General features: G+C 73.5%; 20 protein-coding genes. 14 read left to right on the forward strand and 6 right to left on the reverse strand.

Features of this window, described 5'->3' with window-relative positions; translation table 11 throughout:
* The first annotated feature begins 20 nt into the window (after positions 1-20).
* Genes ACFY3I_RS34860 through ACFY3I_RS34870 form a run of 3 tightly spaced genes read left to right on the forward strand, consistent with a single transcriptional unit; the run spans position 21 to position 3,242 of the window.
* Positions 21-623: a toxin-antitoxin system, toxin component family protein gene (locus ACFY3I_RS34860; RefSeq protein ID WP_390865002.1), complete on the forward strand. Its 603-nt coding sequence runs from the start codon at positions 21-23 to the stop codon at positions 621-623.
* Positions 620-1,855, forward strand: a complete 1,236-nt coding sequence (locus ACFY3I_RS34865) for an MAB_1171c family putative transporter (protein ID WP_365290055.1) — start codon at positions 620-622, stop codon at positions 1,853-1,855. The genes ACFY3I_RS34860 and ACFY3I_RS34865 overlap by 4 nt, the downstream gene beginning before the upstream one ends.
* Entirely contained in the window at positions 1,848-3,242 is a 1,395-nt protein-coding gene (locus ACFY3I_RS34870; protein WP_390865003.1) for a pyridine nucleotide-disulfide oxidoreductase, read from the forward strand. The genes ACFY3I_RS34865 and ACFY3I_RS34870 overlap by 8 nt, the downstream gene beginning before the upstream one ends.
* Before the next feature lie 94 nt (positions 3,243-3,336).
* On the opposite strand, the gene ACFY3I_RS34875 is transcribed toward ACFY3I_RS34870, so the two are convergent.
* Both ACFY3I_RS34875 and ACFY3I_RS34880 read right to left on the reverse strand, forming a co-directional pair.
* Positions 3,337-4,194 carry an SMP-30/gluconolactonase/LRE family protein gene (locus tag ACFY3I_RS34875; protein WP_390865004.1) on the reverse strand — a complete coding sequence of 286 codons (858 nt, stop codon included), beginning with the start codon at positions 4,192-4,194 and terminating at the stop codon, positions 3,337-3,339.
* Positions 4,191-4,964, reverse strand: coding sequence for an IclR family transcriptional regulator (locus ACFY3I_RS34880; RefSeq protein ID WP_365290049.1), 774 nt, complete (start codon positions 4,962-4,964; stop codon positions 4,191-4,193). Before ACFY3I_RS34880 ends, ACFY3I_RS34875 begins: the two co-directional genes overlap by 4 nt.
* A 165-nt stretch (positions 4,965-5,129) precedes the next feature.
* Between ACFY3I_RS34880 and ACFY3I_RS34885 the strand changes: the two genes are divergently transcribed.
* A complete protein-coding gene (locus ACFY3I_RS34885; protein ID WP_365290047.1) occupies positions 5,130-5,684 on the forward strand; it encodes a hypothetical protein in 555 nt (184 codons plus the stop codon).
* Here ACFY3I_RS34885 and ACFY3I_RS34890 read toward each other — a convergent pair.
* A complete protein-coding gene (locus tag ACFY3I_RS34890) occupies positions 5,665-6,537 on the reverse strand; it encodes a RimK family alpha-L-glutamate ligase (RefSeq protein WP_390865005.1) in 873 nt (290 codons plus the stop codon). The genes ACFY3I_RS34885 and ACFY3I_RS34890 overlap by 20 nt on opposite strands.
* 208 nt (positions 6,538-6,745) lie before the next feature.
* Here ACFY3I_RS34890 and ACFY3I_RS34895 point away from each other — a divergent pair, with 208 nt between their 5' ends.
* The 5 genes from ACFY3I_RS34895 (at position 6,746) to ACFY3I_RS34915 (ending at position 12,685) form a co-directional block, all read left to right on the forward strand.
* Positions 6,746-7,855 (forward strand): MerR family transcriptional regulator, encoded by a 1,110-nt coding sequence (locus ACFY3I_RS34895; protein WP_390865006.1) that lies wholly within the window; start codon positions 6,746-6,748, stop codon positions 7,853-7,855.
* A gap of 52 nt (positions 7,856-7,907) precedes the next feature.
* Complete coding sequence (locus tag ACFY3I_RS34900) at positions 7,908-9,350, forward strand: acyl-CoA synthetase (protein WP_390865007.1); 1,443 nt, start codon at positions 7,908-7,910, stop codon at positions 9,348-9,350.
* Complete coding sequence (locus tag ACFY3I_RS34905) at positions 9,343-10,806, forward strand: carboxyl transferase domain-containing protein (protein ID WP_390865008.1); 1,464 nt, start codon at positions 9,343-9,345, stop codon at positions 10,804-10,806. Before ACFY3I_RS34900 ends, ACFY3I_RS34905 begins: the two co-directional genes overlap by 8 nt.
* A gap of 172 nt (positions 10,807-10,978) precedes the next feature.
* The gene (locus tag ACFY3I_RS34910) at positions 10,979-12,016 is read left to right on the forward strand and encodes a rod shape-determining protein (protein ID WP_365290036.1); all 1,038 of its coding nucleotides are present in this window, start codon (positions 10,979-10,981) and stop codon (positions 12,014-12,016) included.
* 132 nt (positions 12,017-12,148) lie between these two features.
* Positions 12,149-12,685: a hypothetical protein gene (locus tag ACFY3I_RS34915; RefSeq protein WP_365290035.1), complete on the forward strand. Its 537-nt coding sequence runs from the start codon at positions 12,149-12,151 to the stop codon at positions 12,683-12,685.
* A 77-nt stretch (positions 12,686-12,762) separates the two neighbouring features.
* Here ACFY3I_RS34915 and ACFY3I_RS34920 read toward each other — a convergent pair whose 3' ends face one another.
* Entirely contained in the window at positions 12,763-13,680 is a 918-nt protein-coding gene (locus ACFY3I_RS34920; protein WP_390865009.1) for a DUF4231 domain-containing protein, read from the reverse strand.
* Positions 13,681-13,875: 195 nt separating this feature from the next.
* Between ACFY3I_RS34920 and ACFY3I_RS34925 the strand changes: the two genes are divergently transcribed.
* The 5 genes from ACFY3I_RS34925 to fxsT all read left to right on the forward strand — a co-directional run bounded on the left by ACFY3I_RS34925 (position 13,876) and on the right by fxsT (position 22,465).
* On the forward strand, positions 13,876-14,031 hold the full coding sequence (locus tag ACFY3I_RS34925) for a hypothetical protein (protein ID WP_365290031.1): 156 nt from the start codon (positions 13,876-13,878) through the stop codon (positions 14,029-14,031).
* A 159-nt stretch (positions 14,032-14,190) separates the two neighbouring features.
* Positions 14,191-16,353, forward strand: a complete 2,163-nt coding sequence (gene fxsBH / locus ACFY3I_RS34930; RefSeq protein WP_390865010.1) for a radical SAM/SPASM protein FxsBH, inactivated beta-hydroxylase extension form — start codon at positions 14,191-14,193, stop codon at positions 16,351-16,353.
* Between the two features lie 14 nt (positions 16,354-16,367).
* Complete coding sequence (locus ACFY3I_RS34935; protein ID WP_390865012.1) at positions 16,368-17,141, forward strand: aminoglycoside N(3)-acetyltransferase; 774 nt, start codon at positions 16,368-16,370, stop codon at positions 17,139-17,141.
* A gap of 93 nt (positions 17,142-17,234) precedes the next feature.
* Positions 17,235-18,542 (forward strand): TIR-like protein FxsC, encoded by a 1,308-nt coding sequence (locus tag ACFY3I_RS34940; protein WP_390865013.1) that lies wholly within the window; start codon positions 17,235-17,237, stop codon positions 18,540-18,542.
* On the forward strand, positions 18,539-22,465 hold the full coding sequence (gene fxsT, locus ACFY3I_RS34945) for an FxSxx-COOH system tetratricopeptide repeat protein (RefSeq protein ID WP_390865014.1): 3,927 nt from the start codon (positions 18,539-18,541) through the stop codon (positions 22,463-22,465). The genes ACFY3I_RS34940 and fxsT overlap by 4 nt, the downstream gene beginning before the upstream one ends.
* A gap of 37 nt (positions 22,466-22,502) precedes the next feature.
* On the opposite strand, the gene ACFY3I_RS34950 is transcribed toward fxsT, so the two are convergent.
* Together ACFY3I_RS34950 and ACFY3I_RS34955 are read right to left on the reverse strand one after the other, a co-directional pair.
* The gene (locus tag ACFY3I_RS34950; RefSeq protein ID WP_390865015.1) at positions 22,503-23,381 is read right to left on the reverse strand and encodes an alpha/beta fold hydrolase; all 879 of its coding nucleotides are present in this window, start codon (positions 23,379-23,381) and stop codon (positions 22,503-22,505) included.
* Positions 23,382-23,746: 365 nt separating this feature from the next.
* On the reverse strand, positions 23,747-25,051 hold the full coding sequence (locus ACFY3I_RS34955) for an alpha/beta hydrolase-fold protein (RefSeq protein ID WP_390865016.1): 1,305 nt from the start codon (positions 25,049-25,051) through the stop codon (positions 23,747-23,749).
* Positions 25,052-25,056 lie beyond the last annotated feature (5 nt).

A 25,056-nucleotide genomic window follows, 5' to 3' on the forward strand; every position in this document is an offset into this window, starting at 1 on the left:
GGCGGGGCGAAGGGGGAGCGATGGACTTGGCCGGCGCGGGGCACCGGTGGGCCCGGATCGCCACGAGGCCGCGGCGCCCCCGGCCGGGAGCGCAGATGCGCGCCCTCGCCGCCGATCTCACGGCCGCGGTCCGCGCCCGGCCCCGGCCGCCCGCCGGAGTGGGCGAGTTGTGCCGGGCACTGTGCGAGGAGATGACCGCACTGCGCCGTGGACGGCCGGTGGAGCTGCGGTTCGAACGGTTCCCGGACGAGATCGAGGTCACCGGCCTGTGGATGGAGTTCCAGGACTTCGACCTGGTCATCGTCGAGGAACGCGCCGAGGCCGTACAGCAACTGGTCATCCTCGGACATGAGTTGTGGCACCTGCACACCGGCAACCGCCATCACCACCGGGCCGGTCCGGAGGCGGCCCGGGCACTGGCCGGCCAACCCGGCTGGCGCGACCTGGCGTTGACGGTCGCGGCACGCAACGGCTCCCGGGAGAGCGACGAGGCCGAGGCCGACGACTTCGGGTACCGGCTCGCGACCGCCTTCCGGCCCTACGTCGAACGGCCGCACCGCTCCCCGTCCGACCCGGTGCAGCGCAGCCTCGGCTACCGCGGCCGCGGCGGGGCGGCACGGTGACCGGCCCCGCGTCGGCGGCCGGCCCCGGAGGCCTCCTCGGCGACCTCTACATCTCCTTCTGGATCCCCGCCGCGGTGCTGACCGTCGCCCTGGTGATCAAACTGCCGTCCATCATCCGGCTCTGGCGCGACCCGATGCTGCGCGCGGTCGGCGGGCTGCTGCTGCTCGCCTGCGCGGTCTTCGTGTTCTGCACGCCGTCGACGATCGCCGCCGTGAACCGGTGGACCGGCGTCCCCAACATCTCCGCGCCGTGGTGCTATTCGCTCCTCACCGCGTTCGGCGGTTCCTGCCTGCTGCTGATCATCGCCTGGCGCAACGGCCTGGCCGACCGCTCGGCCGCCACCCGTCGCGCGATGCGCTGGGTGGTCGTCGGCTACTCCTCGGTGATCGCCGCCCTGTGGCTGCTGTTCGCCCTCGCCGACGTGCCGGTGCAGCGGCTGCGGGACCTCGACACGTACTACGCCGACACCCCTTACATGCGCGAGGAGATCCTGCTCTACCTCGTCGCCCACTGCGTCGCCTGTCTCATCACCTCACGGCTGATCTGGAACTGGGTGCGCACCGAAGGCCTCGACGCCTGGCTGCGCTGGGGACTGAAGCTGCTCGGCGTCGGCTACGTCCTGAACCTGATCTTCGACGCCTGCAAGCTGACCGCGGTCACCGCCCGCTGGTGCGGCTCGGACCTGGACTGGCTCAGCACCAGTCTGGCCCCGCCGGTCGCCGCGCTGTCCGCGATCGACATCGCCGTCGGCTTCATCCTCCCGCACGCCGGCCAGTACCTGCACGACCGCTGGCGGGTCCGGCTCGCCCACCACGAGCTGCGCCCGCTGTACCAGCTGACCCGGTCCGTGCACGGCGACGGCGTCCCCTTCGTGCTGCGCGCGACACCCGAGCTGCGGCTGACCCGGCGCGAGACGTTCATCCGGGACGTACTGCTGCCCCTGACCCGGCACATCGACGCCGGCCTCGACCGGCGCTCCTACGACGCCGCGCTCGGCCTCGGCCACCCGCCCGAGCAGGCCCGGGCACTGGCCTCCGCGGTCAGCATCCTGAACGCCGTCGACACCCGGGGCCGTGCCCCCGAGGCCGCCGACGCGACCGGCTCTCCGGACGCCACCCACCTCCTGCGGGAGATCGGGGCGGTGTCCCGGGCGCTGCGTCACCCCGACCGGATCGAGGCGGTACGGGAACGTGCGGCCGCCCCAGCAGAGAGCGTTGCCCTTCATGACTGACCGCACCGCCGTCGTCCTCGGCGGCTCCCTCGCCGGGCTGCTCGCGGCCCGGGCACTCGTCCCCTTCACGGACCGGGTCGTGGTCGTGGAGCGGGACACGCTGCCCGCCGGACCGGAACCGCGCAAGGGGCTCCCGCAGGCCCGCCACGTCCACCAGCTGTGGTCCGGCGGCGCCCACGCCCTGGAGGAACTGCTGCCCGGCACCATGGGGCGGCTGCACGCGGCCGGCATACGACGGCTGCCGGTGACCACGGACATGGTGGCGCTGTCCCCGCGGGGCTGGTACAGGCGCTGGGCGGAGTCGTCGTTCGTGCTGCCGGGCAGCCGGGACCTGCTGGACTGGGTGGTACGGGAGCGGGTCCTCGCCGACGACCGGATCGAACTGCTGACGGCGACCGAGGCGGTGGGCCTGCTCGGCTCGGAGCGCGCCGTCACGGGCGTACGGCTGCGGGCGTCGGGCTCCGGCACGGAGCAGGTGCGCACCGCGGGACTGGTCGTCGACGCGACCGGACGCGGCTCCCGGCTGCCCGGCTGGCTGGAAGGACTCGGCCTGCCCGCGCCCGAGTTCCGCGAGGTGGACTCCGGTATCGCGTACGCCAGCCGGATGTTCCGGGCACCGGCGGAGGCGGCCCGCGCCGGGTTCCCGATCGTCAACGTCCAGGCGAGCCCGCGCGGTGGCCGTCCCGGACGCGGCGGTGTCCTGATGCCGATCGAGGACGGCCGGTGGCTGGTCACCCTCCACGGCAGCCGCGGCGGCGAACCGGGCTCCGCCACCGAGGACTTCCTGCGCTACGCCCGGGAGGAGCTGCCCCATCCCGTCATCGCCGAACTCCTCGCGGAGGCGGAGCCGTTGAGCGACGTGTCGGTGACGCGTACGACGGCCAACCGGCGCCACTTCCACGAACGGGCCGAGGCCTGGCCGGAGAACCTCGCGGTCCTCGGCGACGCGGTGTGCGCGCTCAACCCGGTGTACGGGCACGGCATGTCGGTGGCCGCGCAGGGAGCCCTCGCCCTGCGGAAGGTGCTGGAGCGCCGGGGCTGGGGCTCGCCCGGACTGGCCCGGTCCGTCCAGAAGGCGGTGAGCCGGCCGGTCCGGGCGGCCTGGGAACTGTCGACGGGCGCGGACGTGTTCTACCCCGGCGCGACGCCGGAGGGACCGACGCTGCGGGACAGGCTGGCGCACGCCTACGTGGACCGGCTCCTCTACACGGCGACGGGGAACGGCCGGATCGCCCGCCGGGTGACGGACGTGACGTCCCTGGAGCGGGGGGCGCAGGTGCTGCTGTCCCCCACCGTGATGCTGGCCGCGCTGCTGGGCCCCCTGCGGCCCCAGCTGACCCGCCCCCCGCTGACCACGGAGGAACTGAAGTCGGCGGGAGTCCTGTAACCCGGGAAGGAGCGTCCCCGGCGCCCTGCCCGCCGCCGGGGCGCCGCTCCCCCGAGTCGGCGTCCCGAGCCGGTGAACCCTTCCGGTCGCGGCGCTAGCCCTGGAAGGCCGGTTGGGCCACGCCCTTGCCCGCTCCGGGGATCACCAGCAGCGCGCCCGCCGTCGGATGCGGCCGCTCCAGCCCCACCCGGGCCGTCGTGACGTACAGGTCGGTCAGGTCGGCGCCCCCGAACGCGCAGGCCGTCGTCAGGGTCGCCGGCAGGCTGATCACCCGGTCCAGCTCGCCGTCCGGCGTGTAGCGGCGTACCGCTCCCCCGCCCCACAGCGCCACCCACACACAGCCCTCCGCGTCGACCGTCAGCCCGTCGGGGTGGCCGGCACCCTCCTCGATCGTCGCCAACGGGCGCCGGTTCGAGGGAAGTCCGCCGTCGTAGTCGAAGACGTCCACCCGGCACGTCGGTGTGTCGACGTAGTACACGCGGCTGCCGTCCGGGCTCCAGCCCGTCCCGTTGCTGACCGTGACGTCGGGCAGCAGGGTGGTCACCGAGCCGTCTCCGGTCACCCGGGACAGCGTGCCGCCGCCCACCGTCTCGTCGTAGCGCATCGTGCCCGCCCACAGGGAGCCGTCCGGCGCCACCGCCGCGTCGTTGGCACGGCGTCCGGCGACCGGTTCGCGGTGGAGCCAGCGGAACGTGTCGTCGGGGTCGAGGAGGCCGACGCCGTCGCGGAGGTTGAGGACCAGACCGCCGCCCGCGCGCGGTTTGACCGCGCCGACGTGCTGCTCCGTGGTGCGGACCGTACGGCGGCCGGTCGCCGGGTCGTAGGTGTGGATCCGCGCGCCCAGGACGTCGATCCAGACCAGCCGGCCGGCCGCCGCGTCCCACGTGGGGCCCTCGCCCAGCGTCGCCCGAGCCGCCACCGCGACCTCGTACGGGGTGTGTGCGTTCGTCATGCCGCGCTCCTGTGGCCGAGTCGTTCGGAGAGTTCGGCGGCGCCCTTGACGGCGAGCTGCTCCAGCTCGGCCCGGCGCTCGTCGCTCCAGCGGATCATGGGGACCGAGATGGAAAGGGCCGCGACGACCTGGCCGGTACGGTCGCGGACCGGCGCGGCGACGCAGGAGACGTCCGGGTTGGACTCCCGGCTCTCCACGGCGATGCCCCGTGCGCGGATCGCGGTCAGGGCCTCGCGCAGCGCACCCGGCTCGGTGATGCTGTTCGGGGTCATCGCGACCAGGTCGGCGTCGTCGGGGATGCGCGCGGTCAGCTCCTGCTCCGGCAGCGACGCCAGCAGCATCTTGCCGACCGAGGTGCAGTGGGCGGGGAGCCTGCGGCCGGCGGCGGAGACCATGCGGACCGCGTGCGTGGAGTCGACCTTGGCGATGTAGATGACGTCGGTCCCCTCGAGGATCGCCACGTGGACGGTCTCGTCACAGGTCTCGGCGACGGACCGGGCGACCTGCTGGCCCTCGGCGGCGAGGTCGAGCTGCTCGGCGTACCGGCTGCCGAGCTGGTAGGGCCGGACGCCGAGCCGGTATCGTCCGGGCTGTCCGGGTACGGACACGATGTACGACCGGGCGGAGAGCGTGGTCACCAGCTCGTGCACGGTGGTGCGCGGCAACTGGAGTCTGCGCACTATGTCGGGGGCGGAAAGCGTCCCGTCCCCGTCGAGGAAGAGCTCGAGAATGTCGAGAGCCCGGGTCACGGCAGGCACGAGGCGTCCCACGTCCGGCCCCCTCCCTTGGGTCTAGGCGCCGGATATCGTCGGAACCGCTAAAGCTGTTCGAGATACCAACAGGCGATCGGCATGACGAACACAGGCTAGCCACCGGGGATTGCCCGGGCAATGGCCGGGAACCAGCCGGGTACGGCTGTGTGCACCATGGGTGGCATGCGACTGGACTTCCAGCTGGTGCTGCTGCGCCGCATGGCCGACCACAACCCGGACCTGGTCGAGGACGCCCGGCGCTCGCTGGGCGCGTCGATCGCGGACATGCGCGAGGCCAACAAGCGGTGGCAGGCGATGGCCCGCTCGCCCCGGTCCCGCTCGGCGGCGGCCCGCTACCGCTCCGTCCTCGGCCCGCCCGACTCCGAGACCGAACGCACCGTCGGCGACCTGGAGTGCGTGGCCTGGCAGTGGCCGCTCCCCCTGTGGCCCACCCTCCGCTTCGAGGTCATGGTCGGTCCGGGGAACGCGGTCTGGAACGAGTGGCTGGTCCGCGCTCCCGGCGCCGCCGTCCCGCGGCTGGAGACCTACGACGACCTCACGCCCTGGTCGTGCACGGTCGACGAGGCCGCCCGCGCCTTCGCCCCCGCCCGTCCCCTGGAGGGCACGGCCCCGACCCGCTGGGGCCTCACCTTCCGGGTGCCGGACGGCCGTCAGGTGGTCGCCGAGTTCACCTGGGGCCTGCTGCAGCGCACGGCGGTCATCGACGGGCCGCGGTGAGGACCGCCGCCACCACCCGGTCCACCGACCCGGGGTGCAGGAACAGGAACAGGTTCGGCTCCACCAGTTCCAGCTCCATCACCAGGGGCCGCCCGTCCGCCCCGTCGACCAGGTCCACCCGGGCGTACAGCAGCTCGGGCGACTCGGGGACGGCGGCCAACGCACGCTCCGCCACCGCGAGTTCGGCCGGGGTCGCAGTCCACCGCACCAGGTCGGGGTGGGCGACCTTGTCCGCGTCGTACGCCGTGCCCGGGGTGAGCACGGCGCGCTTGCGGCTGGCGTGCAGCAGCCGGCCGCCGAAGAACTGCAGCGCCCGCTCACCGCTGACGTCGATCCCGGCGACGTACGGCTGCACCATCGCGGTCAGCCCCTCGTCGTGCATCCGGGCCAACTGCCCCACGGCCCTGTCCCGTTCACCAGGCGTGTAGCGGGCGGCGAACCGGGCGCCGGCGCCGAAGACGGGCTTGACGACGAAGTCGGAGTCGGCCGGCAGCTCGACCGGGTCGCCGGGCGCGAGGTACCGGGTCGGCACCACGGGCACCCCGGCCGCCGCCAGTTCACCGAGATACCGCTTGTCGCTGTTCCAGCGGACCACGGCCGCCGGGTTCGCGATCCGGGTCGCCTTCCCCACCCGCTCCACCCACGCCAGGAACTCCGCGGTGCGCCAGCTGTAGTCCCAGGTGGAGCGGACCACGACCAGGTCGAACGCGCCCCATTCCACGTCCGGGTCGTCCCAGGGCCGCGCGACGGCGTCCGCCCCCGCGGCGGTCAGCGCGCTCACCAGCACCGGCAGGTCCTGGTCCTTGCCCGGCTCCGGGCCGGGATCGTAGGTGGCGAGGGCTATTCGGGGCACGGCGGGAGCTCCCTTGTCCTGTGCGGCCTTGTGCTGGCCTGTCTTGTCCTGGCCTGCCTTGTCCTGGCCTCCGAGACGGCCGGTGTTCCGGTCCGTCGCAGGCTAACCACTCCCGCCTGCCGTACCGCAACCGCGGTCGCCCTGTTGACCTTCACCCTCGGTGAAGCCCCAGCATCGGTGGCGGACGTCGAGGAACACGAGGTGCGGCATGACATGGCTGACCATCGGCGCCTTCGCGAAGGCCTGCCGCCTCTCGCCGAAGGCACTGCGGCTCTACGACGAGCTGGACCTGCTGCGGCCCGACCGGGTCGACCCGGGGACCGGCTACCGGTACTACGCCGTCGAGCAGCTCGAACGCGCCCGGCTGGTGGCCTGGCTGCGGCGGCTGGGGATGCCGCTGGCCCTGATCCGCGAGGTGTGCGGACTTCCCGCCGCCCGCGCCGCCATGGAGATCCGGGCGTACTGGGCCGGGGTCGAGGCGGAGACCGCCGCACGCGGGGACCTGGCCGCGTTCCTCGTCGACCACCTGTCGGGACCGTCACGAAGGGAAACCACCACCATGCTGCGACTGCGTTACGCCGCCCACTCGGACCGGGGACACGTCCGGCCCGCCAACCAGGACACCGTGTACGCCGGGGACCGGCTGCTGGCCGTCGCCGACGGGTGCGGGACGGCCGGGGCCCGGGCCAGCGCCGCCGCCGTGGACGCGCTGCGGTCCCTGGAGGACGCCGAGCTCCCGGCCGGGAACGTGCTGAACCTCCTGGAGGACGCCGTGCGTTCGGCGAACGAGGCGGTACGGGAGGCCACGGCCGACGACACGGACGCCGGTACGACACTCACCGCACTGCTGTGGACCGGGTCCCGGCTGGCCCTGGTGCACATCGGCGACTCCCGGGCGTACCTGCTGCGGGCCGGGGAGCTCTTCCGGATCACCCACGACCACAGCGTCGTGCAGTCCCTGGTCGACGAGGGCCGGCTGACCCCGGAGGAGGCCGCCGCCCATCCGCAGCGGATGCTCCTGGCGAAGGCCCTGCCGGGCGACACCGCCGACACCCCGGACCTGAAACTGCGCGAGGCACGGAGCGGTGACCGGTACCTGCTGTGCTCGGACGGCCTGACCAGGGCGGTGTCCGACGAGCGGATCCGGGAGTTGCTGGGCCGGGGCGGCCCGGCGGACGCGGTGCGGCTGCTGGTCGAGGCGGCCAACTCGGCGGGCGGCGACGACAACGTGAGCGCGGTGGTGGCCGACGTCGTACCGTCCGCGGAGCCGTCCGCTCCGCCCGGGTGGAGCGGGCCCCGAGGTGGGCGACTGGTGTAGGAAGGGGCTGTCAGGTTCCGACCACTGTGTCTCCGATGTGAGGAGTCGTCGCGTGTCGCTTCTGTTTCCGGCCCTGGTGGGCGGTCCGGCCGAGCAGGTCGCGCTGCGGTTCGGCGCGCGGTCGCTGACGTACGGGCAGCTCGCCGCCGCCGCGGGCGCCGTCGCCGGAAGCGTCCGGGACGCCGGCCGGGTCGCCGTGTGGGCGACCCCGGAACTGGAGACGGCCGTCGCCGTCGTCGGCACCCTGCTCGCCGGCAGGGCGGCCGTACCGCTCAACCCGAAGTCGGGCGACAAGGAACTCGCGCACATCCTCTCGGACAGCGCGCCGGCCGCGGTGCTGGCCGCGCCCGGGGCCGCACTCCCCGCTGCGGTGGCCGCCCTGCCCCGTGTCGACGTCGACGTGCGGGCCTCGGGACCGGTGCCCGAGGCCCGCACCACCGAGGCCGATCCCGCCCTGGTCGTCTACACCTCCGGCACCACCGGCCCGCCCAAGGGCGCCGTCCTGCCGCGCCGGGCGCTCGCCGCCACGCTGGACGCGCTGGCCGACGCCTGGCAGTGGACCGGGGACGACGTGCTCGTGCACGGACTTCCCCTGTTCCACGTGCACGGGCTGGTGCTGGGCGTCCTCGGACCGCTGCGGCGCGGCGGCGCCGTCCGCCATCTCGGACGGTTCGACACCGACGGAGTGACCCGGGAACTGAACGACGGCGCGACGATGCTGTTCGGCGTCCCCACCATGTACCACCGGATCGCCGAGGCCCTGCCCGGCGACCCCGCGCTGGCGGAGGCCCTCGGCCGGGCCCGGCTGCTGGTCTCCGGCTCGGCCGCGCTGCCCGTCCACGACCACGAGCGGATCGCGGCCGCGACCGGGCGGCGGGTCGTCGAGCGGTACGGCATGACCGAGACGCTGATGAACACCAGTGTCCGCGCGGACGGCGAGGCCCGGGCGGGGACCGTGGGCGTGCCGCTTCCGGGGGTCGAACTGCGGCTGGTGGAGGAGGACGGCACGGCGATCGCGCGGTACGACGGGGAGACCGTCGGCGAGATCCAGGTGCGCGGCGCGAACCTGTTCACCGAGTACCTCAACCGGCCGGACGCCACCGCCGCCGCCTTCACCGCGGACGGCTGGTTCCGGACCGGCGACATGGCCGTGCGCGAACCGGACGGCTATGTGCGGATCGTCGGCCGCAAGGCCACCGACCTGATCAAGAGCGGCGGTTACAAGATCGGGGCCGGCGAGATCGAGAACGCGCTGCTGGAGTACCCGGGGGTGCGGGAGGCCGCCGTCACCGGGGAGCCGGACCCGGACCTGGGCGAGCGGATCGTCGCCTGGATCGTCCCGGCGGATCCCGGGGCCCCGCCCGGGGAGAGGGAGCTGGCGGACCACGTGGCCGGCCGGCTGGCCCCGCACAAGCGGCCGCGGACCGTCCGCTACCTGGACGCCCTCCCCCGCAACGACATGGGCAAGATCATGAAGCGGGCCCTGGGTGTCTGAGCCGCGGCCGGAACGGCTCTCCGCCCGGCAGTTCCTCGACCTGGTCGCCGACCCCGGCAGCTTCGCCGAACTCCCGCCCCCGGCACCGCGGTCCCGGCCCGACGGACCCCTCGGCTGGCAGGGTTACGACGACGCGCGCGCCCGCGCCGCCGAGCGCACCGGCGAGGAGGAGTCCGTCGTCGTCGGCACCGCCCGCGTCGAGGGCACCGCCGCCGTACTGATCGTGTTCGAGTTCGGGTTCCTCGGCGGCTCGCTGGGCGAGCGGACCGGGGACCGGCTGGAGGCCGCGTACCGGCATGCCCGGGGCCACCGGCTCCCGGTCGTCCCGCTGGTCGCCACCGGCGGCAGCCGGATGCAGGAGGGCATGCTCGCCCTGTCCCAGCTCCAGCGGGTGGCGCGGCAGTCGGTGCTCACCCGGGAGGCGGGGCTGCCGCAGATCGCGGTCCTGCGCGATCCGACGACCGGCGGCGGCTGGGCCACCCTGGGCGCCGGTGCCGACGTGATCCTGGCGCTGCCCGGCGCACAGGTGGGTTTCGCGGGCTCCCGGGTTCGCCCGCCGGACGCGGATCCCGCGGCGTACACCGCCCACGCCCAGGTCGCGGCGGGTTCGGCGGACGCCGTGGTGGCGCCGGCGGAGCTGAGGGCGACGCTCGGACTGTGGCTGCGGCTGCTCACCAACCCGGCCACGGCCCCGGCGGCCCCGCCGGAGCCGCTCCCGCCGTCCGCCGCCGCACCACCCGCCCCGGCCGGGACCGCACCACCCGCCCCGGCCGGGACCGCACCGGGCACCCCGGGCGGAACCGCGCCACCCGCCCCGGGCGACCGCGGGCTGCCCGCCACCGGATGGCAGGCCGTCCAGCGGGCCCGGGATCCGCGGCGGCCGCGCGCCCTGGCCTACCTGGACGCCTGCTTCGGCGACCGCCGGGTCGCCCTGGTCGGGGACCGGTGCGGCGGCGCGGATCCGGACGGGATGCTGTGCGGGTTCGGCGAACGGGACGGCCGTACCGTCGCCTTCGCCGCGCAGACCGGTACGGCGACCCGGCCCGCCGGGTACCGGACCGCCGGCCGCCTGATACGCCTCGCCGACCGGCTGGGGATCCCGGTGCTGACCCTCGTCGACACCCCCGGCGCCGCCAACGACGCCGAGGCCGAACGGCAGGGCGTGGGATCGGCGATCGCGGAGCTGTTCGGCGCGGTGGCGGCGGCCCGGACGCCGATCACCACCCTGGTCATCGGCGAGGGCGGCTCGGGCGGGGCGCTGGCGCTGGCCGCGCCCGGCAACACCTGGGCCACGCCCGACAGTTACTTCTCGGTCATCGCCCCGGAGCTGGCGGCGGCGATCCTCAAGCGGCCCCCGGAGGAGGTCGAGGCCACCGCCGGCCAGCTCCGGATCAGGCCGCAGGACCTGCTGGAGCTGGGCGTGATCAGGGGCATCACGGGCCACCCCCGGCCCTGACCGCGTCCCCTCCGCGACGCCACGCGCGCCCGGTGGGCGGGGACACCCGTTCAGCCGTTCCCCGCCCGGCCCCCTCCCGAAGGCGGCCCGTACGAATCCCCCGGAGGATGCGAAGCAGGCCGCCGACCGGCGGTGCCACCGCGTACGGCCCGCGCACTCGAGAGGATCTGCCGTGACCGTCAGTCTGGAGCAGTTGCGCCGCTGCCATTTCGCCGTCGATCTGGGGGCCGCCCGTACCCGGGTGTACGTGAAGGGCATGGGCCTGGTCGTCGACCAGCCGTCCGTGGCCGCCGTGAACACGCGGACCGGAGCCCTGATCGCCGTCGGCGAGTTCGCGGAGAGGATGACGGGCCGGACACCCGACTACATCCGCGTGGTGCGCCCCATCTCGGGCGGCACCGTCGTCGACATCGAGATCGCCCAGCGGATGCTGCGCCATCTGCTCGGCGACAAGATCCGCCGCTCCCTGCGCCGCAAGCCCCGCCTGCGCGCGGCGGCCTGCACCCCGCACGACGCCGATCCGCTGGCCCAGCGGGCGACCATCGAGACGCTGGCGGGGCTGGGCGCGCGGCGGGTGGAGCTGGTCGACACGCTGATCGCCGCCGCCGTGGGCTGCGGAATGCCGGTGGAGCGGCCCGAGGCGACCATGATCCTGGTCTGCGGGGCGGCGGCGACGCAGGTCGCGGTCCTCTCCCTCGGGTCTATCGTGTGCGCCGAGCGGCTGCCGGTCGGCGGCGAGGCCGTGGACCGTGCGATCGTGCAGCTCCTGCGCCACGAGCACGAGCTGATGCTGCCGAGCCAGTCGGTCCGGCCGCTGCAGCTCGCCCTGTCCGGGAACGGCCTCACCCCCGACGGCCCGTCCTCCACCGAGATCCACGGGCGGGACGTGGCCACCGGCCTCGTGCGCAGCGTGCGGGTCGACACAGCGGCCGTGCGCGACGCCATCCAGACGCCCCTCACCGGCGTGCTGGACGGGATCGGCAAGGTGCTGCGGGACTGCCCGCCCGACCTGGTCGCCGATCTCGCCGACCGCGGGATCATGATGGTCGGCGGGTCGGCGCTGCTGCCTGGTTTCGACCAGCTGCTGCGCGAGGCCACCGGCATGCCGGTCCATATCGCGGAACGACCGGACGTGTGCGTCGTCCAGGGCATCGGCGCGATGCTGGAGGGCCGCATCGAGCCCCTGGTGCTGAACCCGCTGGCCGCCTGAGCACCGGCCGGGCCGTCCCCGCGGCCGGGCGCCGGCTCCGATGTGAACCGGTGCGCCCCCCGCGCACCTTGCCGCCCCTCGTCGGGCCTCGTCTAGGGTGGACCCACCGATGGTGACGGGAGGGGACGTCCTGTGACAGCCGATCTCACCGGGCACCTCGCCGGGCCGGCGGCGGCGCCCCGCCTGGCCGTCACCCGCGTCGGCGTGACCGGACACCGGGTGATCCCGGCGTCCGTCCTGCCCGTCGTCCGCGCCGCCCTGCGGCACCGGTTCGGCCGCCCCGGAGCGGAGCTGGAGGCGCTGAGCTGTCTCGCGGCCGGTACCGACCAGCTGTTCGCCGAGACGGCCCTGGCCCACGGCATCCCGCTGACGGCGGTGATCCCGGGCATGGACTACGAGGCCCATCTGGACGACGAGGAGGCCCGGGCCGCCTACCGCAGGCTCCTGAGATCCTGTACGACCCGTGTGGACCTGCCCGTCCAGCCGACTCACGAACAGGCCTACTTCGCGGCGGGCTGCTGGCTCGTGGACCACTGCGACCACCTGGTCGCCGTGTGGGACGGCCGCCCGGCACGCGGCCACGGCGGCACCGGGGACGTGGTGGCCTACGCCCGGAGCAGGGGGGTGCCGGTGGAGGTGCTGTGGCGGACGGGGGTGCGGCGGGACTGACGCCGGCCGGCCCGGCCGCGGGCGGGGCCACGAGGGGGCGGAACCCTGAGGGGGCGGGGCCACGAGGGAGCCGGGCGTCAGGTGCCGAAGCGCACCAGCCACTCCGTGTGCGCCGGGGACATCAGCCGCTCCGCCTCCCCCACCGCCTCCGCCCAGCCCGCCTCCGTCACCGTCGTGGCCATGGCGATCCGGGCGGTTTCCAGGTCCTGTTCGATGAGGGAGTGGGCGTAGGTCAGCGGGCCGTGCCGCCGTACCTCCTGCCAGGCCACGCCTCCCGCGGCGGCCGCGCTGAGCAGCCCCGCGAGGTCGGCGCCGCCGAGCAGGCCGACCGTCCGCAGCAGGGCGGCGGCCAGGGCGAGCAGGGTCAGGACCGCGGTGGCGGCCGACCAGCGGGCCGCGGCGTGGTGCGCGCGGGCGGCCCGGTTCTTGTACCAGACGGCCTGCTCCAGCAGCCGGTCGCGCAGGTAGAGGTCCCTGCGCGCCGCGTACGACTTGGCCCGCTCCGCGCGCATGCGTGGCGTGATCTGCCCCTCCCCCCGTTCCACGGGTCCGCCGCGGGGGTCCTCCCAGCCGCACTTGCGCAGTTCGCGCAGGCGTTCCTCCAGGCGTTCGGCGAACACGGCGTCGGGGTCGGCGACATCGGAGCGGAAGGGACCGCCGTGCACCATGTACTGCCAGGCCAGCGACTTCAGCAGCTCGGCGGCGGCCCGGTGCGTCTGCCAGTGGGCGCGGGAGCGGCGGCGCGAGGTGTTCAGGCCGAGGGCGATGGTCAGCCCGTACAGGACCGCGGCGAGCACCGTCATGACGTGCCCCGAGGCCTGCTCGGTCAGGACGGCGGCCGTGGTGGCCATGAGAAGCAGGACCAGGTGCGTACGCACCGCGCGGAACGAGTCACTCTGATGACGTAACGCCCACTGGTCACTCACTCGGAACAACGGCGGCAGATCCCGGTCGCCGAGCGTGATGCTCGGTACCGGCGTAGCAGCGGCCCCCATGGCGCCCCCCGAATTCCCCGCGCGCCCCCTGAGGCATGCGCGCGCCCCGAACAACCGGTCTGAGAAGACAATCAGCGGGCAAAGCGGCCTCGTGCACAAGAGGTTCGCGGGGCATTCCTGGTATAGGGTCCGCACCATCGGGACCAGACCCGGTTCCGCGCACCCGAACCGGAGCGACGAAACATCATGCGCAACGTGACGAACTCCCCCATCGCCTCGCCGGCTCCCCGGCGCACCCGCCTGGAGGACATCGACCCGTACTCGGCCGCCGCGGCGCGCCACGCGGGCCGCGTGACCGACGTCCCCGACCGCCGTTCGGACCGGCGGGTCACGTTCAACTCGGCGGCCTGAAGCAGTTCGACGACGCGGCAACAACACCCGGACGTGGGTGCGCCGGCGGAAGCGCGCGCCGTTCGTACCCACGTCAGTGCGCCGATGGTGCGTCAATGTTCCCGCCAGTAATCCGGTTTGGGGCACCCCGGGGGTGGGAAGCCTGCCAGACTTGCTCCGGTGACGAGTCAGGTTCCCGACGGCCCACCTCTGAGACAGCTGGTCCTGAAGATCCACAGCAGGTGTGATCTGCTGTGCGACCACTGTTACGTGTATCAGCACGCCGACCAGAGCTGGCAGTCCCGCCCCACCTTCATCCGGCCGGAGACCGTGCGTTCCGTCGCCTCCCGGCTGGCGGAGTACGTCGTCGAGCGGGGCCTGGAGTCCGTCTCGGTGATCCTGCACGGCGGCGAACCGCTCCTGGTCGGCCCGGCCCGGCTGCGGGACGTCTGCGAACAGCTCACCGGCGCCCTCTCCCCGCTGACCACGCTCGACCTGCGCATGCACACCAACGCGGTCACCCTCAACCGCCGTCATCTGGAGATCTGCCGGGAGTTCGGGGTCCAGGTCAGCGTGTCGCTCGACGGCGACCGCGCGGCCAACGACCGGCACCGGCTCGACCGCAGGGGCCGCAGCAGCTACGACCGGGTGGTCCGCGGCATCCGGCTGCTCCAGGAACCCGAGTACCGTCACCTGTTCAGCGGAGTGCTGTGCACGGTGGACGTGGCCAACGACCCGGTCGCCGTGCACGACGCCCTCACCGAGCTCGCCCCGCCCCGGATCGACTACCTGCTTCCGCACTCCACCTGGGACAGCCCGCCGCCCAACCCGTCCGGGGCCGACACCCCCTACGCCGACTGGCTGCTCGCGGTCTTCGACCGCTGGGAGCAGCAGGGCCGCCCGATGCCGGTGCGGACGTTCGACTCGGTCCTCAGCACCCTGCGCGGCGGGCCGCCGCTGACCGAGGCGATGGGACTGGCACCCAGCGACCTCGCGGTGATCGAGACGGACGGCACCTTCGAGCAGGCCGACTGGCTCAAGACGGCCTACGCGGGCGCGCCCGAGACGGGGTACGACGTCTTCCGGCACGGCTTCTCGGAGTTCGCCGCGCACCCCGGTGTGCGGGCCCGGCAGACGGGCGCGGACGGGATCAGTGACACCTGCCGGCGCTGCCCGGTCGTACGGTCCTGCGGCGGCGGCCTGTACGGGCACCGCTACAGCTCCGGGAACGGCTTCGACAACCCCAGCGTCTTCTGCGCCGATCTGCGGTCCCTGGTCGAGGGCATCGCCGACCGGGTGACCGACCGCGGCTTCTCGCCGGCCGTGCTGGGGACCACGCGGCTCGCCTGGGCCCAGCTGGAGCTGAACCGGGTGCTGCTCCGCCGGGTGCGGGAGCACCTGACGTCCGGACCGGACCGGGCGGACGCCTGGCGGCTGCTGCTGGCCCTGGACGCCGACCCCGAGGCCGCCCCGCACCTGGACCGGGTCCTCGCCCACCCCTACGTGCGCACCGGCCTCCAGCGCTCGCTGCGCGGCCCGGCCGACACCGCCCGGTTCATGGCGCTGACCGTCGCGGCGGCCCTGCGGGCGGGTGCGCGGGCCACCTTGTCCTGGAACCAACCGGGTCCCCGGCTGCACCTGCCCACCTGGGGCACATACCGGCTGGACGCCCCGGGCCGGATCGAGGTCACCGTGGCGCCGGACGCCTTCCGCGTGCGCGGCCGGGGCGGGCAGGGCCCGGATCCCGACGGGACCTGGGTCCGGCTGGACGAGGCGCCGGCCTCCGCACGCTGGCGCCCGCTCGGGCGGCTGCTGGTCGGGGACGGGCCGCTCGTCGACGACGCCGACCCCTACCGCGACTGCTTTCCCGTCCCGGTCGCCCCGCCGCTCGCCTGCGGCGAGTTCACCGAACGGCTGAGCCGGGCCTACGAACTGCTGGAGAAGGACGCCTCGGACCGGCCCGCCGACCCGGACGTGTTCCGCCCCACCGTCCTCACCCCGCTGGAGGCGGGCAGCGGTCTGCTGCTCGGCGCGCACGGGTTCGGCGCGCTGGGCGTGGCGGTGGACGTGAAGCCCGAGGACTTCGCCCGGGAGCTGCCGCGCATCGGCCGCCGGGCCCGGCTCACCGCGCTGCGCGAGACGGCCGACCTGCATCCGCCGGGCAGCCCCGCGGGCACCCTGCTCGACCGGGCGGACGAGGCGCTGGGCGCGTGGGCGCACGAGGAGGCGGCCGACGCGCTCACGGCGCTCACCCTGTTGCCGGAGTCGCAGCTGACGTCCACAGGCGCGGTGCTGGTGGCCCGCATGTGGTCGCAGTGGCGGGACGCCGTCCGCACGCCATGACGGAGGATCCACGCATGGAGCAGCTCACGGACGTCCTGCGGTCGCTGGGCATCCGAGAAGGCGGCGTGCTGATGGTGCACGCCTCGCTGAGCGGTACCGGTACCGCCCCGGAGCTGGTCAGGGACGCGCTGCTGGCCGCGCTCGGCCCCCGGGGCACGCTGATCGTGCCCGCCTTCACACCCGAGAACTCCGACACCTCCCGGGCCCACCGGGAGGCGGTGGCCGGGCTCAGCGACCGGGAGGCGGCCGAGTACCGCGGGGCGATGCCGCCGTTCGACCCGGACGCCACCGAGTGCCCGACGATGGGGGCGCTCGCCGAGTGCGTGCGGTCCACCCTCGGCGCGGTACGCAGCGCGCACCCGCAGACCTCCCTCGCCGGGCTCGGCGCGCGGGCACCGAAGCTGCTCAGACGGCACCCGCTGCGCAGCCATCTCGGCCGGCTCTCCCCGATGGCCGGGCTGTACGCCGCCGACGCCCAGATCCTGCTGCTGCGGGTCGGGTTCGAGGTGTGCAGCGCGCTCCACTACGCCGAGTACCTGATGCGCCCCAGGCCGCCCCGGCGCACCTACCGGTGCGTGGTGGGCGAGAAGGGGAACTGGGTCTCGTACCGTGATCTCGCGCTGGACGACAGCGACTTCGGCACGATCGGTGCCGGCCTGCCGCGCGGGCTGCTCACCGAGGCGCAGTGGGCGTCGAAGGCGGTCCTCCTCTGCTCCATGCGGGACGTGGTGGGCCACGCCAGGGATCAGATGTCTGCATATCGCCGTGCTTTGGCCGGAAAGCAATGAACCGAATCGGCATCCGTCAGGCACATTGTTGAGTCCGGCGGAGGCATGGGCGACGGGGGCCGTCCAGCATCCTGCCGCCGAGCGGGGGGACGCGTGGACATCGGGGAACGGGCGCAGGACCGGATCTTGGACAACCGGCCCTACTTCTTCCTGTCGTACGCCCACACTCCGCCGTGGAGCGCGGAGAGCGGCGACCCGGATCACTGGGTACGTGTGCTGTACAACGACTTGTGCAGCCACATCATGGCGCTCACCGACCTGCCCGCCGGATCACCGGCCGGCTTCATGGACCGGGAGATGCGCTCCGGGGAGGGCTGGCCCGAGAAGCTGAGCGAGAACCTCGCCAGCTGCCGGGTGTTCGTGCCGCTGTACTCGCCGCGCTACTTCTCCAGCGAGATGTGCGGCCGCGAGTGGTACGCCTTCCACGAGCGGATGCTGCACGCCAAGACCGCCGGCACGGCCACCGCTTCGGCCATCGTGCCCGCCCTGTGGACACGGGTCGACATGCGCGAACTCCCCGACTCCGTACGGCACATCCACGTCGAGCACTCGTCGTCCGGCGGGCGCTACCTCACCAACGGCATCTACGGACTCATCAAACTCAGCCGGCTGCACGACGAGTACGACGAGACCGTGTTCGGCCTCGCCGAGCGCATCGTCCAGGCGGCCCGCGAGTCCCGGCTGCCGCCCGGCCGCCCCCGCGACTACGAGAGCACACCGAGCGCCTTCAAGCCGCGCGGCACCGGCACCCGGCACATCCGGCTGACCGTCGCCGCCCCCACCCAGGACACCGTCCCGGAACACCGCGACGCCCAGCCCTACGGCGACGACGCCCTGGACTGGAACCCGTACCTCACCGAATCGACACGCGCGCTGTCCACGCACGCCGAGGATCTGATCCGCTCCCTGGACTACCGGGTCACCGTCGTCGCGTTCGACGACGAGAACCCCGGGGAGGAACCGCGGGCACCCGGGGGACCCCAGCCGGGCATCCTGCTCGTGGACCAGTGGGCGCTCACCGACGAGGAGCGCCGGCACCGGCTGAAGATGTTCGACGCGTTCGCCCGCCCGTGGGTGAGCGCGATCGTGCCGCGCTGCCGGGCGGACCTGCAGAACCACGGGGACGAGGGGCGCCGGCTCGCCCAGGAGCTGGAGCGGGTGATGCCGGCCGTCCTGGAGCGGGCGCGGCACAACGACAACCGGACCGCGGTCAACGGCGTGCCCACGCTCAAGTCCTTCAACAGGGTGCTCCCCGAGGTGGTGGCCTACACCACCCGGCAGTTCCTGAAGAACGCGGAGGTCCGGCTGCCTCCGGGCCCGCACATACCCAGACCCAGCCTGGCGGATCCCTACCCATCGTCCGACCCGGACACGGGAGACGACCCCGGAGGAGAGGCATGACGGCCGCAACGGACGGACGCATCATCACCTTCTACTCGTACAAGGGCGGCACCGGACGGACCATGGCGCTGGCCAACACGGCCTGGATCCTCGCCGCCAACGGCAAACGCGTCCTCGCCGTGGACTGGGATCTGGAGGCACCGGGACTGGACCGCTTCTTCCATCCGTTCCTGGATCCCAACGTGCTCGCCGCCACCGGGGGCGTCCTCAACATCCTCCAGGACTACGCCTGGGCGGCCACGGACGGCGTCAGCCGCACGGGTGCCTGGCACCTGGAGTTCGCCGACGTCGAGCAGCACGCCGTCTCGCTCTCCCCCGAACGGCAGGGGCTCGGCTTCGAGAACGGCGGCTCGCTCGACTTCCTCTCCGCGGGGAAGCAGTTCCGCGCCTACTCGGGCACGGCGTCCTCCCTGGAGTGGGACAACTTCTACGACCGCCTGGGCGGCGGCACGTTCCTGGAGGCGCTGCGCGACAGCATGAAACGGTCGTACGACTACGTGCTGATCGACTCGCGCACCGGACGGTCGGACACCGCGGACATCTGCACCCTCCAGATGCCCGACGTCCTCGTCGACTGCTTCACCTTCAGCGACCAGGCCCTGGACGGTGCCGCCGACGTGGCGTACAGCGTCGGTGACGAGAGCCGCAGGCGGCGGATCCGGGTGCTGCCGGTGCCGATGCGCGTCGACGACGGCGAGAAGGACAAGGTCGAGGCGGGCCGCGCGGTGGCCCGGACGAAGTTCGCCGGTCTGCCGAAGGGACCGGGCGGGGAGCAGCTGAGCGCCGACGAGGTCACCGCCTACTGGGGCAGCGTCGAAATCCCGTACAAGCCCTACTACGCGTACGAGGAGACGCTCGCCGTCGTCGGCGACAAGAAGGGCGACCCGAAGTCGCTGCTGTCCGCGTTCGAGCGGCTCACCGCGTTCGTGACCGACAACGAGGTCACCGCGTTGCCGCAGATCCCGGACGCGGTGCGGCTGCGCTGCCGGGACGCGTTCATCCGGCGCCGGCCGCAGACCTCCGAGACACGGGTCGCGATCGCCTACGCGGCCGAGAACCGGATGTGGGCCGACTGGGTCGAGTCGCTGCTGCGCCGGGCGGGCTGCGCCGTCACCCTGCACGACCTGGCCACCGGACCGCTCGCCTCCCCCGACCCCGGCACCCACGTCCTGGTGCTGTGGTCCAGGGCGCTCTACGACTCCCGGCACACCGAGGTCCTGCCGGCCCCGGCCGTCGGAGACGGGCTCCCCGCGACACCGATCCCGGTGCGGGTCGACGAGGTCCAGCCACCGAAGTCGTACCAGCACCAGAGCGACCTGATCGACCTGCACGCACTCGACGAGGCGGGCTGCGAGGTCGCGCTGCTCGGCGCGCTCGAACTGCCCGCCCAGCTGCCGAAGGGCGGCCTGGCCGCGCCCCGGTTCCCCGGCCACGTACCCGACCACTGGAACGTGCCGCAGCGCAACAACACCTTCACCGGCCGGGGTTACATCCTCGAGAAGGTACGGGAGCAGCTGCGCAGCGGCATGACCGCCGTCCTGCCGCAGCACCAGGCGCTGTTCGGCATGGGCGGGGTCGGCAAGACACAGATCGCGCTGGAGTACGTGCACCGGTTCGGCGCCGACTACGACCTGGTGTGGTGGGTGCCGTCGGAGAACGTCGACAACGTGGTGGCCTCGCTCGCCGAGCTCGGCTCCCGCATCGGCGCGCCCGGCGGTGAGGACATGGCGCTGGCCAGCAAGGAAACCGTGCGCATGCTCTCCCGGGGCAACCCCACCAAGCGGTGGATCCTCGTCTTCGACAACGCCGACGACCCCGAGGACCTCGCCGGCTACATGCCGACCGCGGGCGGCGGCCACATCCTGGTCACCTCGCGCAACCAGTCGTGGTCGGACAAGGCGCAGACCCTTCCGGTCGACGTCTTCCAGCGGCAGGAGAGCGTCGAGCACCTGTCCCGGCGCGCCCCGGGACTCAGCCGCGCGGAGGCCGACCAGGTCGCGGAGGCCGTCGGGGACCTGCCGCTCGCGGTGGAGCAGGCGGGCGCCTGGCTGGCCGAGACCGCCATGCCCACGGCCGAGTACCTGCGCCGCCTCACCGAGGAGACCGCCGCGGTGATGGGGCTCAACCAGCCCTCCGACTACCCCGAGACGGTCGCCGCCACCTGGAACATCTCCATCGAACGCCTGAAGGAACGCTCGCCCGCCTCGGTCCGGCTGCTGCAGCTGTGCGCCTTCCTCGCCGCCGAGCCGATCTCCTCGGAACTGCTCTACGACAGCGACGAGATGCTCACCGCCCTTCGCCTCACGGAGAGTCTGCTGATCGGCCAGCTGGTGCGGGAGATCGGCCAGCTCGCCCTGGCCAAGGTCGACCAGATCTCCCGCTCGATCCAGGTGCACCGGCTCGTGCAGGCGGTGATCCGCTCCCAGATGTCGGAGGAGGAGCGGCGCGAGGCCCGGCACACGGTGCACGAGATCCTCAGGGGGGCCCGCCCCAAGGGCGACGAACCCACCGACAACCGCGAGAACTGGCCGCAGTTCGACATCATCTGGCCGCACCTGACCGCCTCCGACGTCCGCAACTGCACCGAGGCGGAGCCGCGCCGGCTGCTCATCGACCGCGTCCGCTACCTCTGGAAGCGCGGCGAGTTCCCGCGGGCCCAGCGGCTCGCCGAGGAACTCCTCGCCCACTGGAAGGAGCCCCTCGGCGAGGACGACGAGCAGTACCTGTACCTGCGCTGCCAGCTCGCCAACGTGCTGCGCTCCCAGGGGCTGTACGTCGAGGCGCGGGAGATGGACGACGACGTGCTCGCCCGGCAGCGCCGGCTGCTCGGCAACCGGCATCCGCACACGTTCATCACCACCTCGGGCCTGTCCAGCGACCTCGCGGCACTGGGCGAGTACACCAAGGCGGTGGAACTGGCCAAGGAGGCGCACGACGGCTTCAGCGACCTCTTCTACGAGGCCCACCCGCGCACCCTGAACGCGGCCAACAACCTGGCGCTGGCCCTGCGCATGGTCGGCAGGTACCGGGACGCCCGGCAGATCGACGACGTCACCCTCACCCGCCGCACCCAGGTGCACGGCGCCGATCACATCTACACGCTCTCGTCCGCCGAGAACCTCGGCCGCGACCTGCGCGAGGTCGGCGAGTACAGCGCGTCGGTGACCGTGCTGTCACGGGCGTACGACCAGCACAAGCGGGTGCTCGGCAAGGACTTCCCGGGCACGCTGCGGTGCGCGAAGTCGCTCGCGGTGTCGCTGCGCCGGTCGGGCGAGCTGGAGGACGCGCTGCGGCTGACGACCGCGACGCTGGAGCAGTACCGGACGCAGTACACCGCGTCCACCCCGGACTCGCTCGCCTGCGAACTGAACCTCGCCGCCGACCTGTTCGCGGCCGAGGATCCGGCGGCCGCGCGGGACGTCGCCCAGAAGGTGCTCACCGAGTACGTGAAGAAGCCGGGCGAGGCCCACCCCTACACCCAGACCGCGATGAACAACCTCGCGGTCTTCCACTGGGGCTGCGGTGACCGGGAGCGGGCCGAGGAGGTGTTCCAGAAGGTGCTGGCGCGCATGACCGAGGTGCTGGGCGCCCACCACCCGCACACCCAGTTCTGCTCCGCCAACTACGCCATCGTGCTCGCCGAGAGCGGCCGGCTGGAGGAGGCCTGGGAACGGGAGCGGGTCAGCATCGAGGCGCTCCGCGCCGTTCTCGGCACCCAGCACCCCGAGGCCCTGGCGGTCGTCGGCAACGGCGCCCTCACCCTCGGCGCCCTCGGCCGCCAGGAGGAGGCCCGGGAGCTTCGCGAGAACGCCGTCAGGGGACTGCAGGGGTTGCGCAAGCAGCTCGGCGAGAACAACGGCATCGCCCGTTTCACCCTGGCGGAACGGCGGGTGTACCGGGACCTGGAGCCGCTGGCCGTGTGAGCGCGCGGGGCTGACGGCGGCCCACCGGCCCGTGCCGTCAGCCTCTCGGGGTCCCCGCCAGCAGCCAGTCCAGCACGTCGGGCAGCGCGCGCAGCGCCGCGAAGTGCGCCGCCGTCGGCTCCAGGACCGCCTTCGCGCGCGGGATGCGCGCGGCCAGCCAGGAGAAGTGGGAGGCGGGCGAGAACACGTCCTTCGCGCCGTGCCACAGCAGTACCGGCACCCCGATGTGCGCGGGATCGAACCCCCACGGGCTGGTCAGCGCGTACGCGTCGTCGATCCAGCCGTACGGCGAGGTGCGCAGTGCCTCGACGTAGGTGCGCAACAGCATCGACCGGATGCTGTTGTCGGAGACGATCAGCCGGTCCTCCTCGGTCAGGTCCGAGCGCAGGTCCTCCAGCAGCTGGGCCGGGTTGCTGCGGATCACGGCCGAGCGCGGGATGATCCGGGCCGCGTACCGCTCCGGGTCGGTGACGGCCGTACGGAACTCCACGACGTTGAACGGCGCCATCCCGGCGAACCAGTCGAGCCCCTCGGCGTCCCGCGGCGCGAGCCCGACCAGGGCGGCGGCCCGGGTCACCCGGCCGGGCAGCAGCGCGGCGCAGGCGAGGGCGTGCGGCCCCCCGCCGGAGCGGCCCGCCACCGCGAACCGGCCCAGTCCGAGGGCGTCCGCCACGGCCGCCACGTCCTCGACGACGTCCACCACGCGCCGGCCGGGCCTGCGGTCCGAACCGCCGTATCCGGGGCGGTCGAAACTGATGAGCCGGGCTCCGCGCTGGTAGAGGAACATGGGCCGGGGCCGCGGGCCCACCCGGCTGCCGGGCATGCCGTGCAGCAGGAACACCGGCCGGCCCCGGGGATCCCCCGACACCTCCACCCGTAATCGCCGACCGCTCGCCGTCCGCACCAGGTCAGGCACCGTCGCGTCCCCCTCCCGCGGCCGTGGCCGGGACCACGTCCCCCGTCGACTGCCCACCGGGTCACGTCATGAGACGGACATGCGGGTCGACCGGCCCGGCGGGAAAGCGGCTTTCTAGTACGGCAGGATGCGCCCGGAAGGCGTCCTGCGGTCGATCTCCTGTCCCCGGGGAGCGGGCCGACGAACAACGCGCACGCGGATCCGACCGTCCATGACGCCCTCCTTCTGCCGAGTCCTGCCCCGGGACTGCCGTCCGGTAGGAGGGCTCTGCCCCGCGACCGGCACCTCCAAGCCTCATGAGCGCGGTGAGTTGACAAACCCGACGGCCCCGAGGAGGCCGCCCTTCCCGGTGACGCGGCCGTCCGTCACCGGCGGGCCGTGGCGGCCGGTCCCGGTTCCGCGCCCTCCGCGCGCAGCGAGCCGCGGCCCCGCCCGGGGGCAGGCCGGGGCGTGCTCCCGGCGCCGGCGGGCCGCTTCACGTGGTGCCGGGGGACGACGTCCTGCGGGAACGTCAGCTGGCCGCTCATCCAGGTCAGCGCGGCGGGCATCTCCCGTACCCAGGTGGGGAAGTTGTGACTGCCGTTCTCGGGAAGGACCGAGACGACCCGCATGGGCGCGCGCACGGCCCTGATGAAGGCCTCGGTCTCCGGGTAGCCCTTCTCGCCGTGCCTGCTGTTGGCGACCAGGACGGAGACCTGGGGAACGGGCAGGTGTCCCAGCCGCCACATCAGGTCGTGACCGTCGACGCGGGCCTGCCGGCCGGGACCGCTGCCGAAGAGGTTGCCCGTGGTCGGGTCGTCCTTGACCCGGTAGTCCGGGGACAGGGCGGCGGCCGTGGTGTAGACGCCGGGGTTTCGCATCGTGAGCTGGAGGGCGCAACTGCCGCCCGAGGAGTACCCCATGACACCCCAGGAACCCGCGTCGTGCCCGGCCCGGTAACCGGACCTGATGGCCTCCGGCAGGTCCTTGGCCAGGAACGTCTCGGCCCGCGGTCCGCCGGGGACGTCCACGCACTCGGTGTCGCGCGGCGGGGCGACGGTGGGCCGGATCATCACCATGATCGTCGGCTGCATCCGGCCCTTGGCCTGCAGCTCCCCTGCGGTCTGGGAGACCCGCAGGTGCTGGGCGAGGTTGAAGATGCTGCCCGGGTAGCCGCTGAGCGCGACGATCACCGGGAACCGCATGCGGTGGTACGCCTTCTGGAAGTACTGCGGCGGCAGATAGACGAAGGCCGGGTCGGCCACCCCGGTGCGCCTGCCGACGATCCGGACGGACTCCACCCGGCCCACGGCCGCCGCGGGCCCGTCCGGCAGTCCGCTGACCCGGTTCAACTGCTGGTCGCCCGCGGGCTGTACGAGCGCGCCGTGCCCGTCGCTCACCTCGTTCACCGAGCCGCCGCTCCCGCCGGCCGCCTGCGTGACGCCGACGGGAGCGGTGTCGACGTCTCCGAGCAGCTCGCCCCAGGAACCGAAGAACTGGTACGACGAGTTCAGCGCGCACGCGAACGCCGCGAGGATCGTCAGCTGGGTGACACCGATGACACCCAGCCGCCCCAGCACCTGCCACGGCCCCGAACGGGCGAAGCGCGGCCACAGCCAGACCAGCAGCGCCACGCACAGGGCGGCCAGCGCCGCCGTCGCGTATACGGTCGTTCGGCTGGTCAAACCCATGTCCT

Origin of the sequence: Streptomyces sp. NPDC001068 (assembly GCF_042897315.1) — a bacterium.
In the GTDB taxonomy this organism is placed as follows: domain Bacteria; phylum Actinomycetota; class Actinomycetes; order Streptomycetales; family Streptomycetaceae; genus Streptomyces.